Below are 14,631 nucleotides of genomic sequence, written 5' to 3'. Positions count from 1 at the left end.
GCCGTAGGCGGGGCCTGCGACGGGTTGGTCGGGGGACGAGGGCGGGGTGTTCTCCGGCGGGAGAGGTGTGCTCATCGCGCGAGTATCGCAGAGCGGCGACGGCCTGCCGCGACATCGAGACGTCCCGTCTCAACACGTCCCTCCCCCTCCCGCGGGATGCCGTTCGGGCACGCCGGACACGGCGTGTCGCGGACCGGAGCGGCACCTCGCGGAGGGAGGACGGTGCGCCTCAGCGCAGCGACTCGAGCACGGCCTCCAGCTCGTCGACGGCGAAGTCGATCTCGGCAGCGGTGACCACGAGCGGCGGCGCCAGGCGGATCGTCGAGCCGTGGGTGTCCTTGGCCAGCACTCCGCGGGCCATCAGGGCCTCGCAGACGGCGCGGCCCGAGGCGAGCCCCGGGTCGATGTCGATGCCGGCCCAGAGTCCGGCGCCGCGGACGGCGACCACTCCGCGGCCGATGAGCGCCTCGAGGCGGGCGTGCAGCTGGGCGCCGCGCTCGCGGGCGAGGGCCTGGTACTCGCCGGTCGCGAGCATCTCGACGACCGCGAGGCCGACGGCCGCGGCGAGCGGGTTGCCGCCGAAGGTGGAGCCGTGCTGGCCCGGCTGCAGGACACCGAGCACGTCGGCGTCCGCGACCACGGCCGAGACGGGGACGATGCCGCCGCCGAGCGCCTTGCCGAGCAGGTAGACGTCGGGGACGACTCCGACCAGGTCGCAGGCGAAGGTGGCGCCGGTGCGGCCGAGGCCGGACTGGATCTCATCCGCGATGAAGAGGACGTTGCGGCGCGCGGTGATCTCGCGGACGGCCGGGAGGTAGTCGGCCGGCGGCACGACGATGCCCGCCTCGCCCTGGATCGGCTCGATCAGCACCGCCACGGTGTCGTCGTCGATCGCGGCCTCGAGGGCTTCCGCGTCGCCGAACGGGACCGTGCGGAATCCGGGCGTGAACGGAGCGAAGCCGTCGCGCGCCTCCGCGTCGTCGCTGAACGAGATGATCGTGGTCGTGCGACCGTGGAAGTTGCCCGCCGCGACGATGATGTTCGCCCGGCCCGGAGCGACGCCCTTGACCCGGTAGCCCCAGGCGCGGGCGACCTTGATGCCCGACTCGACCGCCTCCGCGCCCGTGTTCATCGGCAGGACCATGTCCTTGCCGGCGAGCGCGGCGAGCACCGTGACGAACGGGCCGAGGCGGTCGTTGTGGAACGCGCGGCTGGTCAGGGTGACGCGGCCGAGCTGCTCGCGGGCCGCCTCCAGCAGCACCGGGTGCGAGTGGCCGAAGTTCACGGCGGAGTAGGCGGCGAGGCAGTCGAGGTAGCGGACGCCCTCGACGTCGGTGATCCAGGCGCCGTCGCCGGTGGCCGCGACGACGGGCAGCGGGTGGTAGTTGTGGGCGGCGTGCTCCTCCTCCGCGGCGATGAGGGCGGCGGAGCGGGCGGTGTCGGTGTCGGTGATGCTCATGTCGTTCCTCCTGAGGGGACGATCGACTCTCCAGGAGTCGTCGCACTCGGCGTCGAGTGCGACGGATCCTGGACAGTGGAGGGTGGGTCGGCGCTGCTGGTCGCCGACCACGGGGAGTGGGTCAGCGGCGCAGCTCGAGCGTGCAGCACTTCACGCCGCCGCCGCCGAGCAGCAGCTCGGACAGGTCGACGCCGATCGGGTTGTAGCCGCGCTCGCGCAGCTGGCGCTCGAAGCCCGTCGCACGGGACGCGATGACGACGTTGAGGCCGTCGGAGAAGGAGTTCAGCCCGAGCACGGACGCGTCCTCCTCCGACACGAGGATCGCGTCGGGGTAGAGCTCGCGGAGGGTGCGGTTGCCCTCCTCGCTGAACGCGCTCGGAAGGTAGGCGATGTTCGTGTCGTCGAGCACGGCGATCGCGGTGTCGAGGTGGTAGAACGACGGGTTCACGAGCTCGAGCGTGACGACCTCGCGGCCGAAGACGCGGGCGACCTCGGCGTGCGAGTCGGAGGCGGAGCGGAAGCCCGTGCCGGCGAGGATCCGCTCGCCGACGAGGAGGAAGTCGCCCTCGCCCTCGTTGACCTCCTCGGGGACGCGGACGTCGAAGCCGGCCGAGCGGAACCAGTCCATGTACGCCGGGCCCTCGGGCTGGCGCTCGGGGTAGGTGAAGGAGGCGCCGTAGGCGATGCCGTCGATCACGAATCCGCCGTTGGCCGCGTAGACCATGTCCGGCAGTCCGGCCTCGGGCTCGATCAGCTCGATGGTGAAGCCCAGATCGGCGTAGGTGTCGTAGAGGGTCTGCCACTGCCGGACGGCGAGGGAGGTGTCGGTGGGGACCTGCGGGTCCATCCACGGATTGATGCGGTAGACGACGGTGAAGTGCTCGGGACGGCACATCAGGATCGTCTTCGCGACGGGGGTTCGGGCGGGTGCCTCGGCGAGCACGGCGGTATCGGTCATTCGAGTCCTCCTGCGAAAGGATGCGGATGAGCGGACCGGGTCCAGTGGCTCCGTGCCCCGCGCAGGACGCAGCGGGATGGAGCACGCTCGCGCCCAGTCTTGCACGCGCCGATCGTGCGGTTCTCGCCGTGGGGCGCACGGAACGCGCGTGAACGGTGGGGGCGGCGCGGAAAACCGCCGCGGCTCTCGCGCGGGGCGCTGTATTGCGGCCGCGACTACTCTTCCTCGCCCTGAGGCAGGGGCTTTCGGAGCAACGACGTTGCGCCTCTCGGTGAGAAGGCCTTATCCCTCTCTCTTGTCATCGCGCTGATGACATCTGTGGAATCCGCCGAATTCTGCCCTGAATGGGGGACTTAGTGCAGCGATAAGCGGCATGGGACGATCCCTCCGGCCCGACAGTCGTCGGCCTTCTCGCTCCGACGAATCCGGATGCCCTCCTCCATGCGAACGAAGACCCTCAGCGTCTCCCTTTTCCTCGCCCTGCTCCTCTCCCTCTTCGTCGCGACCCCGGCCCAGGCCGCGGGCTCGCCGGCTGCGCCGACGAACGTGACCGTGACCGACAACGACTGCACTGATGCGGTCACCGTCTCCTGGACCCCCTCGCGTAGTCCAGTGGCTGGATACAGAATCCACGTCTACTCGATCCACCAATCCTGGTTCGGCGACACCGAGACGACAACAACAGAACTCAAGGAGGTGGGCAACAGGTCATCGATTGTGTTCGACCTACCAAGAAACGTCGATCACTACTACGTCGAGATCGCAAGCGTCACCGACCTTTCCGCACCGTTCGACGGTGGATCCGATGGTGTACCGCTTGTCGCTTCGCCGACTCAGAGCGCTGGTACCACGACGAGCATCCTCCACTATTGGAATGTTCCTGCACCGGCCGAGCTCTCGGTCGCCTACGACGAATCCACGTCGCTGGCTTCCGCCCGATGGAAGAGGCCGTCGATCAATGGGCAGCCGTGCTCATTCGACGAGTACCACGCGACACTCGAGGACTTCGCCGACTACGACGACGACTGGGATGACCCGCGCGGATACGAAGCCGAATACGCCCTCACGACGACGTCGCAGAATCTCGACGTGGCCGCCGGCCACCGCTACGAGTACTGCATCTGGGCCGCGTCCTGGTTCGAGAAGTCGCGCGACGCTGAATTCGCCGATTACCTCGACTCTCCGAAGAACTGCGTCTCCTTCGGCACCGGTACAACGGCTCCGAGCGCTCCGAACTTCGCGTACGCGGAGCCCAGCGGCACGTCGATGACCGTTTCATGGGAGGCGCCCTACGCCGACGGCGGCACCGACATCACGGGCTACAGGGTCGGCCGCAACGGCACCGACGCGTCCGGCAGCGGCCCCTGGTCGACCGTCGTCGCCGCCGACCGCCGCTCGCAGACGTTCACGAACCTCCGCCCGAACACCTCCTACACCTTCACCGTTCAGGCGATCAACGCGGTCGGCACCAGCGAAGCGGCAACGGTCACCCGCACCGCCGACGCCTACGTCGCCCCGTCCGTCCCCACGCGCGTCGCCGGCACCACGAACGACAGCGTGCGATCCGCGACGATCTCCTGGGCGCCTCCGGAGTCGGCCGGCAACCCGGCGATCACCGGCTACCGCGTCTCGCGCAACGGCGTCGACAACGCGGGCGCCGGTCCGTGGTCGACGACGGTCGCCGCTACCGCCCGCTCCTTCACGTTCACGCACCTGGCGGCGGGCGCCACCTACACGATGAGCGTCAGCGCGATCAACGCCGGAGGCGACAGCGGGGCGGCATCGACCGTCGTGCGCATCGGCGGCACCGCCCTCACCGCCGCGACTCCGACCGTCACCGGCACCGCCGCGGTCGGCTCGACGCTCACGGCGAGCGCCGGCACCTGGGGCCCCTCCCCCGTGGCCCTCGCGTACCAGTGGCTCGCGAACGGCACCGCGATCAGCGGGGCGACCGGCACCACGTACCGTCCGGTCGCGGGCGACGCGGGCAGGGTGATCACCGTCGCCGTCACGGGCTCGAAGTCGGGCTACGTCTCGACGACACGCGTCTCCTCCGGGACCGCTGCCGTGACCGGCGGCGCGATCACCGCTGCGACGCCGACCATCAGCGGCACGGCGAAGGTCGGCTCGACCCTCACCGTGAAGCCCGGCACCTGGGGTCCCTCCCCCGTCGCCCTCGCCTACCAGTGGAAGGCGAACGGCACCGCTCTGAGCGGGGCGACGTCCGCGACGTACACGCCGACCGGCGCCACTCTCGGGAAGACGATCACCGTGACGGTCACGGGGTCGAAGTCCGGATTCACCGCCGTGACGAAGACCTCCGCGAAGACGAGCGCCGTGGTGGCGGGCACCCTCTCCGCCGCGACCCCGACGATCACCGGCACCGCGAAGGTCGGCTCCACCCTGACCGCCAAGCCGGGCACGTGGGGACCCTCGCCCGTCGCCCTCGCCTACCAGTGGAAGGCGAACGGCACCGCGATCTCCGGGGCGACCTCCGCCACCTACAAGCCGACCAGCGCCACGGTGGGGAAGAAGATCACGGTGACCGTCACCGGCAAGAAGGCCGACTACACGACGGCGACGCGCACCTCCGCCGCCACCGCAGCGGTCGTCAAGTAGGGGATCCGACCCGGGTCGCCGGGGGAGTCTGCTTGCGCGGACTCCTCCGGCGGCCCCGGGAATCCACCACCATCATCCCCCGGACGGGGGCCCATCCCGCCGACACCCGCCCTCGCCCGGAGGCGGGCGGCGGCTAGCATTCAGACACCGTGTCCGCCGCGGCCTCCCGCGGATCCTGCCGAAAGGCCCGCCGTGCCCGCACGCCCCCTCGCCGCGATCGGCGTCTCCGCTCTCCTGCTGGCCGGCCTCGCCGCCGGTCCGGCCGTCGCCGCCCCCGATCTCCCGGGCGCGAGCGCCGCGCAGGAGGCGGCCGCCGAGGTCGTCCTGTCCGGCACCATCGCGCTCCGCGACGCCGATGAGGAGCACCCCGCCCCCGAGAACCCGTCCTTCTACGTCCAGGTCCAGAACGCCGAGGGGGACGTGGTCGCCGAGGTGAACACGGGCGCCGACTTCTCCCTCCCCGTTCCCGGCGGCGAGCCCCTCACCGTCCGCGCGAACCTGATCGGCAGCGACGACTGGTACCCGACCTGGTTCGGCGACACCCCGGTCGCCGAGGCCGCGAGGACGACCCGGGGGACCGACGAGTCCGTCGCCATCTCCCTCCTGCGCACCGCTGAGCTGTCCGGATCGATCACCGCCGACGCGGTCCCGGGCGTCTCCTCCCCCTCCTTCGACGTGCAGGCCTGGTGGGTCGACGGAGGGACGTACTCGCTCCTCGACACCGTCCCCGTCACCGGAGCCCCCGGCGCCGCCCGCGCGTGGGACACGAGCGACCTCGCCCTGCCCGCCGGCGACTACCTCCTGCGCCTCGTGGAGCCGGGGTACCCCGCCTACGACGACCAGTACTTCTCGCGCCTGGCCCGCCTCGACGAGCGCGCGGTCGTCTCCGTGCCGCCGGGCGGCCGCAGCGGCATCGACTTCTTCCCGTCCGCCTACTCCTCCGACGTCGCCCGCCTCGCCGGGACCGACCGGTACGCGACCGCCGTCGCGGTGACCGCCTCCGGATTCGCCGACGGCGCCCCCGTCGTCTACCTCGCAAGCGGAGCGAACTGGCCGGACGCGCTGAGCGCCGGCCCCGCCGCCGCGAAGCAGGGCGGCGCGCTCCTGCTCACCGACCCGAGCGTCCTGCCCGCCGTGGTGGCGGACGAGCTGCGCCGCCTCGCCCCGCAGCGGATCGTCGTGGTCGGCAGCGCCCTCTCCGTGAGCGACTCGGTGCTCCAGCAGGTGAAGGCCCTCGGGATCCCGACCGAGCGCATCGAGGGCGTCGACCGCTACGACACCTCGCGCCGGATCGTCGAGGACGCCTTCCCGGACGGCAGCTACGAGAACGTCTTCGTCGCGACCGGCACCAACTTCCCGGACGCCCTCTCGGTCGCGCCGATCGCCGGCCGCCGCGCCGAGCCCGTCCTCCTCGTCGACGGCGCCCGCTCGCGCCTCGACCAGCCGACCCGCGACACCCTCGCCGGACTCGACCCCTCCTCCGTGCAGCTGCTCGGCGGTGCGCCGTCGATCTCGACCGCCGTCGAGGCAGACCTGCGCGCCGCGAAGATCGCCGACACCGTGTCGCGCATCGCCGGGACGGACCGCCACGACACCAGCCGACGCCTCAACGACGTCTTCCCGCCGTCCGAGCTGGGCGACACCGTCTATCTCGCGACCGCCACCGGCTTCGCCGACGCGCTGGCCGTGGGCCCGGTCGCCGCGAAGCAGGGCGCCCCGCTCTACCTCAGCGAGCCGACCTGCCTGCCGCGCAGCACCCGTGTGAAGATGCAGGGCCACGACCTCGATCAGGTGCTGCTCCTCGGCAGCCCCCTGACCCTGTCGGCGCAGGTGCGCTCGCTGTCCGCCTGCTGAGACCCGAGACGCACCGCACCAGCCCTGGAGATCCATGAGCGCCACCGCCGACCGTCCCCTCCTCGTCGGCATCGAGACCGGGGGCACGAAGGTCGTCGCGGCGGTCGCCGACGCCGCTGATCCCGAGCGGATCCTCGCGACGACGATCCTGCCGACCCGCGGGCCCGCCGAGACTCTCGCCGATCTGGCCGGCTTCGTCAGCGGCCACGGAGTCGACGGCACCGTCGCCGCGGTCGGCGTCGCCTCCTTCGGCCCGCTCGACATCGACCCCGGCTCGCCGACCTACGGACACCTCACCTCCACGCCGAAGCTCGGCTGGGAAGGCACCGACGTCCTCGGCCCGATCGGCGCGGCCGCACCGGGCGCGCGGCTCGCGCTGGTCACCGACGTCAACGGAGCCGCCCTGGGCGAGGCCCGCTGGGGCGCCGGAACTGGAGTCGACGACTTCGTCTACCTGACCGTCGGCACCGGAGTCGGCGGCGGCGTGATCGCGGGCGGACGGCTCCTCGCCGGCAGCGGCTGGCCCGAGGTCGCGCACCTTCTGCCCCGCCGCCACCCCGAGGACGGCTTCGCCGGCACCTGCCCGTTCCACGGCGACTGCCTCGAGGGCCTGGTCGCCGGTCCCGCGATCTCGGCGCGCTGGGGCGTCGACGGCTCCCGCCTCGGCCCCGAGGAGGCGGCCGCCAACCTCCGCTTCAGCTCCTACTACCTCGCGCAGCTCGTCACGACGCTCGCCTACGTCGCGGGCGTGCGGCTCGCGGTCGTCGGCGGAGGCGTGTCGAAGACGCCGGGGCTCGTCCCCGCGGTCGAGGCCGAGGTCGAGCGGCTGATGGGCGCGCCCGGAGCGACGGGGACGGGCGGCGGGCGGATCCGCATCGTGCGCCCGGCGCTCGGCGACGAGTCCGGGGTGCGCGGGGCGATCTCGCTGGCGGAGTCCCTGCTCGCCTGAGCTCTACCCTCGTCCCATGAGCGAGCGACCCGTCGACCCCTCCGCCCCCGACTCCGGTCGCGACGAGACGGTGGAGGAGCGATCCGACCGCAACTGGAACGAGATCCTGCAGGAGCTGCGGGTCGTGCAGACCGGCACGCAGATCCTGGGCGGCTTCCTGCTGACGCTGTGCTTCCAGCAGCGCTTCGCCGACCTCGCGCCGCCCGACGTGGCGCTCTACCTCGTGCTCGTCCTGCTCGCCGCGTGCGTCACGATCCTGGCGCTGGCGCCCGTCATCGCCCACCGGCTGCTGTTCCAGCGGCGGAGGAAGGCCGAGCTGGTGCGGTTCGGCAACCGGGTGGTCACGGTGTGCCTCGCGGCGGGATCGCTGCTGTTCGTCGGAGTCGTGGGCTTCGTGTTCGACGTCGTGCTGGGCGGGCCGGCAGGCCTCTGGGCGGGCGGAGGCGTGCTGCTGCTGCTCGCCGTGGTCTGGGCGACCGCGCCGGTCCTCCTGCGGAGGCGCTGAGGGCGGCGGAGTCTGCCCGCCCCTCCCCCGCGAGTCAACGGGGTACCCGGGTCCGCCACGCTCTTCCTACCGTGGCCGCGAGGCGCGCACCGCGCCGACGCGAGAGGAGCACCATGACCGACCGGACCGAGCAGCCGCAGGAGAACCCGCAGAACCACGACCACGTCGACGACGCGGGCGTCGACAAGCCCTCGCAGGCCGAGGGCGACGACACCGAGGGATCGGCCGGCTGATCGCCGCCTCGATCCCCGTCCTCCCCGCGGTCGACAGCAGCGCGGCCGTCCTCGCCGACGGCTACTTCTTCGGGACGCGGCGCTTCGACGACGTGGGCGCGGACGCGTTCCGCACCCGGATCCTCGGACGGCCCGTGATCATGGCGCGCGGCATCGAGGCGGCGCGCTTCTTCTCCGAGGGCGGGCGCTTCGACCGCGAGAGCGCGCTGCCTGGCTCGGTGCTGCACCTCCTGCAGGACGAGGGCAGCGTGCAGACCCTCGAGGACGAGCCGCACCGGCGGCGGAAGCGCATGTTCCTGGATCTGGTGGAGACGCCCGAGCAGCGGTCGAGGCTGGTCTCGGCCTTCGCGCGGGAGTGGCAGGCGTCCGCCGCCCGGCTGACGGGCGAGCGGGTCCGCCTCCAGGACGTCGCCGCGGAAATCCTGGGCCGCGCGGTCCTGTCCTGGGCCGGCATCGAGGCCGACGAGGAGGAGGTGCTGCGGCGCACGGACGAGCTCCGGGCGATGATCGACAACGCCGGGCGCTTCGGCCCGCCCAACTGGGCCGCGCGACTCCGCCGCCGCTCGACCGAGCGGTGGGCGCGCGGCCTGATCGAGGCGATCCGGACGGCCGGACCCTCCCCGACTCCCCTGCACCGGATCGCGCACGAGAAGGAGGACGGCGGCCTCCTCCCCGTCGAGGTCGCCGCGGTGGAGCTGATCAACCTGCTGCGGCCCACGGTCGCGGTGGGGCGCTTCGTGGTGCTGGCGGCGCTCGCGCTGCACCGGCATCCGGAGTGGCGCGAGCGGCTCGCCGACCAGGAGGAGCGCGTCGCGTTCGCGAACGAGGTGCGGCGCTTCTACCCGTTCTTCCCGATGGTCGGAGGAAGGGCCCGCCGGGAGCTGGACTTCCGCGGCGAGACGCTTCCCGCGGGGCAGTGGATGCTGCTCGACCTCTACGCGACGGACCACGGCTCGCACTGGGAGGCGCCGGGCCGCTTCGATCCGGAGCGGTTCCGGTCGCCGGTCGACCGCAACGGCTTCATCGCCCAGGGCGGCGGGCACTACGGAGGCGACCACCGGTGCCCGGGCGAGCCGGCGACCGTCGACCTGCTGTCCGCGGCGCTGGAGCTCCTGGCCGCGGGGCACCCGTACGACGTCGAGGACGGGCAGGATCTGCGCGTGAGCCTGCAGAGCTTCCCGACCGGGCCGGAGGACGGCTTCGTGGTGAGGTTCCGCTAGGGGCGGGCGGGCTCGGCGGGCGGCCTCGGCGGGGGCGGTCCTCCTCCACAGGCCGCGGTTCCGCGCGCTCTCCCCGGATCCGCTCGGGCACTCCCCGCCCGCCTCGCCCGACGAGCACGCTCGGGGGATGCAGAAGCCGAGTCAGTCCTCCGGAGCGTCGAGCTCCTCGAGCGCCCGCAGCGCCTCGCGGGCGCGCTCGAGCCGATCGGCCTCGGGCTCGTCCCACCATGCCGGTCCGCGCTCGCCCAGCCCGTGCTTGGCGAGCCCGACCCTCCTGCGCGCCAGCGCCTCCGCCTCCGCGTCGTCGTGCAGCCTGGCGGAGCGCACTCCCGAGCGCCCGCGCCCGAGGTGCGAGGTGAGGCCGGCGACCACGTCCTCCGGCAACAAGGGGTCGGTGCGCCGCCACCGGCGGCCCTTCACCACGAGCCAGCGCTCGTCGTCCTCGTCGCTCACCCCGTCACCGCCGCCTCGGGTTGAGCCGGTCACCGGTGCTCGTGAGGTCCACCTGATCCGGCAGGAGGAGCGCCTCGATGCGCCCCGCGGCGGAGAGCCGCAGCAGGTCGTCGACGAGGGCGCGCGAGCCGCCGATCAGCGTCGAGTCGAAGTCGACCTCGCTCGCGAGGTACCAGGCCCGGTCCTCCGGCCAGAGCGCGAGCGGAGTCTGCACGACGAGCCCGGAGGCGTCGGCGAAGCCCGCCGCGCGCGCCCACGCGGTGTCCTCGAGCACCCTGACGTCGAGCGAGAGCAGAGGCCCCTCCCGCCCCGGCAGCTCGACCGTCGCCGCGGCGGCGGTCTCGGGGTGCTCCCAGCCGGTCGGCCGGGTGTCGCTCATCCACTCGGGCAGCTCGTCCGAGGCGTCCGCGCGGGAGATCAGGATCCGCGACCCGCCGCTCAGCACGCCGAACCCCTCCCAGAACACGGCGAGGCAGTCCTCAGGGGTGCTCGTGTGCTCCGCGAGCACGGCGGCGACGGCCGCGAGCTCGTCGAGCGGGAGCACTCCGAGGCGGGGCTCCGCGTACTCGTCGGGATGCTCGCCGGTGAGCGAGTACCACTGCGCGAGCGGATGCAGGAGCGTCCCCTCCCGCTCGGCGACCTCGCGCCACCGCCGGGGCGGGTCGTCGGAGGGGTGCAGGATCCGCACGGCCGCCTCGAACAGCGGAGGGACGATCCCCTCGAAGCGCCCGAACGCGCCGAGAGCGCGCAGCATCGGCTCCGCCCGCGCGGCGTCCCGCTCGGCGCGCAGGGGCGCGTCCCGGGGTGTGGGCTCGACCATCGGCCCAGGCTAGCGCTGGACGGTCGCTCCGCTCAGGGCGGAGACGGCCCGCTGCGGCCCCGTCTCGCGGGCGAGGCCCTCGGCGAGCGCCGTCAGCCGTTCCCGGGCGGGAGCGTCGAGTGCGAGCATCCGCCGCGCAGCCTCCGCGAGCTCTCCCGCGGAGGCGGCGTTGGGGTCGAGCACGGCGGCGAACCCGGCGTCCTCGAGAGCAGCCGCCCCCGCGAACTGGTCGGTCGAGAACGGCAGGACGACGAGCGGCACGCCCGCGGTCATCGCCTCCGTGACGCTGTTGTTGCCGCCGTGGCTGACCGCGAGCGCGGCCCGGCGCAGGAGCGCGACCTGCGGCAGGAAGCCGCGGACCAGCCAGCCCTCGGGGATCTCGCCCAGGGCCGAGCGCTCGGTTGCGCCGGAGGCGAGAGCCACCCGGACGGGCCTGCCCCCGACCTCGACGCCGGCCAGGGCCTCGACGACCCGGGCGAGCACGTCGTCGCGCACCGAGAGGAAGCTGCCGAAGCTCACGTAGACGACCGGATCCTCGGACGCGGCGAGCCACTCCTCGACCTCCGCGTCGTCGGGCTCCTCGCGGACGGCGGAGCCGAGGAACGCGTGCGGCGGCAGCTGAGCGGTGCGGGCCGAGTCGTGGAGCTCGCCCGGGTAGTTGAGCAGCAGGACGTCGCCGCTCTCGGCGAAGGCGTCGGCGCTGCGCGCCGCCCCGGGGTCGAGGGTGGTGAGGGCGGCGTTCCACTCCGCGGTGAAGGAGTCGCGCACCTGCTCGCAGAGGGCGCGGAGCGCATCGAGGTCGTCGGGCTCCGGAGCGAAGGCGTCCGGCCAGACCGGAGGGAAGCCGTAGACCTCGCCGGGCACCGTGAGCGCGCTGGGGTGGCCGAGCACGACGTCGCCGTAGGGCACGCGGAGTGCCTTCAGCGCCACGCGCGCGGTGAAGGCGAGGTGGTCGACCACGATCGCGTCGGGCTGCACCTCGTCGAGGATCACGCGCAGGCGCGCGGCGACGCCGGCCGGATCCCAGAGCAGGTCGGTGAGCCGCTCCCGTGCCTGGTAGGCGAGGGTCGGGACCATCCCGCGCCGGGTGGCGTCGAAGAAGCCGCGGAGGGACGCGCCCTCGTCGGGCGCCTGCTCCTCCGCGCGGATCGTGCCCGGGTTGGAGCCGCGCCCCAGCCGGAGTGCGATGTGCTCGAATCCGAAGCCGTCCACGATGGAGCGCGTCGCGTCGCCGGTCGCCACGACGACGCGCTCGCCCGCCTCCTGCCAGGCCGTGCCGAGGGTCGCCAGCGGCAGCAGGTGCGACGCGTAGTCGGGGCTGATGATCAGCAGGGTCACGAGGCCCCCAGCACGAGCGGCGAGCGGAGGGGACGCTCCTGGTCCGCGGTCGCGTGCGCGTAGACGCCCGAGAGTGCATGAGCCATGGCCTGCACCGTGTAGCGCTCGGCGACCATCGCGCGCCCGCGGGCCGCGGCGTGCTCGCCGAGAGGCCCTCCTGCGAGATCCAGTGCGGCGGCGGCGCCGGCGGCGAGTGCCGCGGGGTCGGCGGTGTCGACCAGGAAGCCGGTCTCCCCCTCCTCGACGTAGGTCGCGGGCCCGCCTGTCGCCGGAGCGACGACGACCAGTCCCGCGGAGAGCGCCTCGAGGAGGGCGATGCCGAACTCCTCCTTGACGCTCGCGCAGACGTACGCGCCTCCCGGAGCAGAGAGCCCCGGTCGGCCGTGCCGGATCGCGCCGAGCCAGCGGGCCACGGTCCCGTTCGGGCGGTGGCCGGCCAGGAGCAGCCCGTCGGACGCGACGGCGCGGATGCGGTCGAGCTGCTCGCGCTCGTCGGGGCTCGGGTCGGCGAGGTCGCCGCCGACCAGGAGCAGATTGGCGCGCTCCCGGAGCGAGGGGTCGGACGCCCAGGCCTCGGCGAGCGCCGCCATCCCCTTCACCCGGTGCAGGCGGCCCACGCTGAGCAGCAGCGGGAGGCCGCGGCGGTGCTCGGGCAGCTCCTCCAGCAGGAGGTCGAGCGAGGCCAGGTCGCCGCCCTCGTCCAGCGCGACCGGCTCACCGGCGGCGGAGGCCCGTGCGGCCGACTCGCCGCGCTCGACCAGGCCGACGTCGATCCCCTCCGGGACGATCGTGTGCCGCTCCGGGTGCGCGGTGATGTCGACGCCGATCAGCTCGCGGATGGTCGCCGCCAGCTCCTCCCGCGGGAACAGGACGGTGTGCGCGGCGTCGGCGGCCAGGCGCTGCACCAGGCGCACGCGGAACCAGAAGTGCTCGGCGGCGTCGCGCTCGCCGAAGTCCGCGCGGGTGAGGGCGCCGGAGGCGTCCAGGCCCGCGATCAGGGCGTGCGGGTCCGGAGCGAGAGTGAACACGACGGGGATCTCGAGCTCCCGGGCGACCGCGGCCGCCGCGAGGGATCCGACGTCCGCCATCCGCAGGTGCAGCACGTCGACCCGGCCGGCCGCGCGCAGGATCCGGCGGATGCCGCGCTCGGCGGCGATGCGGCGGCTCCACGCCTGGGGCATGGCCACGGGCGGCCCCACGAACGGGACCGGAGCGAAGCCGTGGCCGGAGTCGGGCAGCTCGCCGAGCGCGCGCTCGGCCTCGGCCGGAGTCCCGCGCGAGAGCGTGAGCACCCGGTCGATGCCCTCCTGCTCGACGAGCGAGTCGCCCAGGCGCACCAGCAGGGTCGCGATGCCGCCGTTGTCGCCGGCGCCCACCCGCGTCAGGGTGCCGTCGATGTCGGCGTGGACGAAGAGCTGCGCGACCGTCGGCCCGGCCTCCACGGCCGGTGCGGGGGCGAGGTCGCCGAGGGCGAGCCGGGCGAGGGGCCCGATCGGCGCCGCCTCCTCGGCCAGGCCGGTGAGCAGGAGCTCGGCGTCGTCGGAGCCGCGCTCGCCGAGCGCGTCCGTCGCGGCGGCCCGCGCCTCCAGCCCCTCCGCGCGATCGGCGGCCACGTGCAGGAGGGTGCGCTCGGCGATCGCGCCGGGCACGAGGCCCAGGGTCTCGACGAGCCGTGCCCGGGCCGCCGCTTCGCGCTCGCCGAGCAGCGCGCCCTCGAGCGCGACGGCGACGAGGTCGGGGGTCGAGGAGGCCCAGAGCAGGACGGTGCGCTGCGCGAGCATGCCGGAGAAGCCGCCGTCGCGGACCAGGCGCAGCAGCGGTCCGAGCGCAGCGGGGCGGGGCAGGCGCCCGCCGAAGGCCCAGGCGGCGTGCTCGCGGAGGTACGGGCGCTCGCCCCCGAGCAGCATCAGCAGCGCGAGGTCGGCCTCCTCGTCGAAGACCTGCGCGAGCGAGTGCACGGCCGCGATCGCAGTGAGCTGGTCCGAGGGGTCCAGAGCGGCGCGGGTGAGCAGGCGCACCGCGCGGCCACCACCGTCGCTCACCGCGGCGACCGTCAGCTCATCGGCCATCCGGACGGCCTCGAGCAGAGTGGGAGCGGCGCGCACGGCGTCGAGAGCGGTCTGCGTGGCCATGGTTCACCTGGTCTGTCGGAGTGGAGAGTGCGACGGAGCGCGACTCCCGACCGCTGGAGCGGCCCAGGAGGAGCGGGCCGGTACCGAGCAT

General features: G+C 73.6%; 11 protein-coding genes. 5 read left to right on the top strand and 6 right to left on the bottom strand.

The genetic code is table 11. The features are described 5' to 3' along the window. Positions 1–229 precede the first annotated feature (229 nt). A complete protein-coding gene (rocD, locus tag C5C69_RS10945; protein WP_181127055.1) occupies positions 230–1,459 on the bottom strand; it encodes an ornithine--oxo-acid transaminase in 1,230 nt (409 codons plus the stop codon). Between the two features lie 121 nt (positions 1,460–1,580). Then, on the bottom strand, positions 1,581–2,417 hold the full coding sequence (ddaH, locus tag C5C69_RS10940; protein WP_104226838.1) for a dimethylargininase: 837 nt from the start codon (positions 2,415–2,417) through the stop codon (positions 1,581–1,583). Between the two features lie 441 nt (positions 2,418–2,858). Here ddaH and C5C69_RS10935 point away from each other — a divergent pair, with 441 nt between their 5' ends. The 5 genes from C5C69_RS10935 (at position 2,859) to C5C69_RS10915 (ending at position 9,797) form a co-directional block, all read left to right on the top strand. Further along, positions 2,859–5,036, top strand: a complete 2,178-nt coding sequence (locus tag C5C69_RS10935; protein WP_181127054.1) for a fibronectin type III domain-containing protein — start codon at positions 2,859–2,861, stop codon at positions 5,034–5,036. A 192-nt stretch (positions 5,037–5,228) separates the two neighbouring features. After that, positions 5,229–6,890 carry a cell wall-binding repeat-containing protein gene (locus C5C69_RS17405; protein ID WP_104257907.1) on the top strand — a complete coding sequence of 554 codons (1,662 nt, stop codon included), beginning with the start codon at positions 5,229–5,231 and terminating at the stop codon, positions 6,888–6,890. 34 nt (positions 6,891–6,924) lie between these two features. Further along, positions 6,925–7,839, top strand: coding sequence for an ROK family protein (locus C5C69_RS10925; protein WP_104257906.1), 915 nt, complete (start codon positions 6,925–6,927; stop codon positions 7,837–7,839). A 16-nt stretch (positions 7,840–7,855) separates the two neighbouring features. Beyond that, on the top strand, positions 7,856–8,344 hold the full coding sequence (locus tag C5C69_RS10920; protein ID WP_104256068.1) for a DUF6328 family protein: 489 nt from the start codon (positions 7,856–7,858) through the stop codon (positions 8,342–8,344). A gap of 325 nt (positions 8,345–8,669) precedes the next feature. Further along, positions 8,670–9,797 (top strand): cytochrome P450, encoded by a 1,128-nt coding sequence (locus tag C5C69_RS10915; RefSeq protein ID WP_104257905.1) that lies wholly within the window; start codon positions 8,670–8,672, stop codon positions 9,795–9,797. 141 nt (positions 9,798–9,938) lie between these two features. On the opposite strand, the gene C5C69_RS10910 is transcribed toward C5C69_RS10915, so the two are convergent. The 4 genes from C5C69_RS10910 to C5C69_RS10895 are packed head-to-tail and all read right to left on the bottom strand — an operon-like array spanning position 9,939 to position 14,540. Then, a complete protein-coding gene (locus C5C69_RS10910; protein ID WP_104257904.1) occupies positions 9,939–10,250 on the bottom strand; it encodes a biopolymer transporter Tol in 312 nt (103 codons plus the stop codon). A gap of 4 nt (positions 10,251–10,254) precedes the next feature. Further along, positions 10,255–11,070, bottom strand: coding sequence for a hypothetical protein (locus C5C69_RS10905; protein ID WP_104257903.1), 816 nt, complete (start codon positions 11,068–11,070; stop codon positions 10,255–10,257). 9 nt (positions 11,071–11,079) lie between these two features. Continuing rightward, positions 11,080–12,408: a glycosyltransferase gene (locus C5C69_RS10900; RefSeq protein ID WP_104257902.1), complete on the bottom strand. Its 1,329-nt coding sequence runs from the start codon at positions 12,406–12,408 to the stop codon at positions 11,080–11,082. After that, positions 12,405–14,540, bottom strand: coding sequence for a glycosyltransferase (locus C5C69_RS10895; protein ID WP_104257901.1), 2,136 nt, complete (start codon positions 14,538–14,540; stop codon positions 12,405–12,407). Before C5C69_RS10895 ends, C5C69_RS10900 begins: the two co-directional genes overlap by 4 nt. Between the last annotated feature and the right edge of the window lie 91 nt (positions 14,541–14,631).

The sequence above is a fragment of the Rathayibacter sp. AY1C7 genome (genome assembly GCF_002931865.1).
GTDB lineage: Bacteria > Actinomycetota > Actinomycetes > Actinomycetales > Microbacteriaceae > Rathayibacter.
This window is presented reverse-complemented; position numbering and strand designations above follow the sequence as displayed.

What these genes read in the sequence shown, in the direction of transcription:
- rocD (WP_181127055.1), bottom strand. Translation starts at nt 1,459, where the DNA reads ATGAGCATCACCGACACCGACACCGCCCGCTCCGCCGCCCTCATCGCC.
- ddaH (WP_104226838.1), bottom strand. Translation starts at nt 2,417, where the DNA reads ATGACCGATACCGCCGTGCTCGCCGAGGCACCCGCCCGAACCCCCGTC.
- C5C69_RS10935 (WP_181127054.1), top strand. Translation starts at nt 2,859, where the DNA reads ATGCGAACGAAGACCCTCAGCGTCTCCCTTTTCCTCGCCCTGCTCCTC.
- C5C69_RS10925 (WP_104257906.1), top strand. Translation starts at nt 6,925, where the DNA reads ATGAGCGCCACCGCCGACCGTCCCCTCCTCGTCGGCATCGAGACCGGG.
- C5C69_RS10920 (WP_104256068.1), top strand. Translation starts at nt 7,856, where the DNA reads ATGAGCGAGCGACCCGTCGACCCCTCCGCCCCCGACTCCGGTCGCGAC.
- C5C69_RS10905 (WP_104257903.1), bottom strand. Translation starts at nt 11,070, where the DNA reads ATGGTCGAGCCCACACCCCGGGACGCGCCCCTGCGCGCCGAGCGGGAC.
- C5C69_RS10895 (WP_104257901.1), bottom strand. Translation starts at nt 14,540, where the DNA reads ATGGCCACGCAGACCGCTCTCGACGCCGTGCGCGCCGCTCCCACTCTG.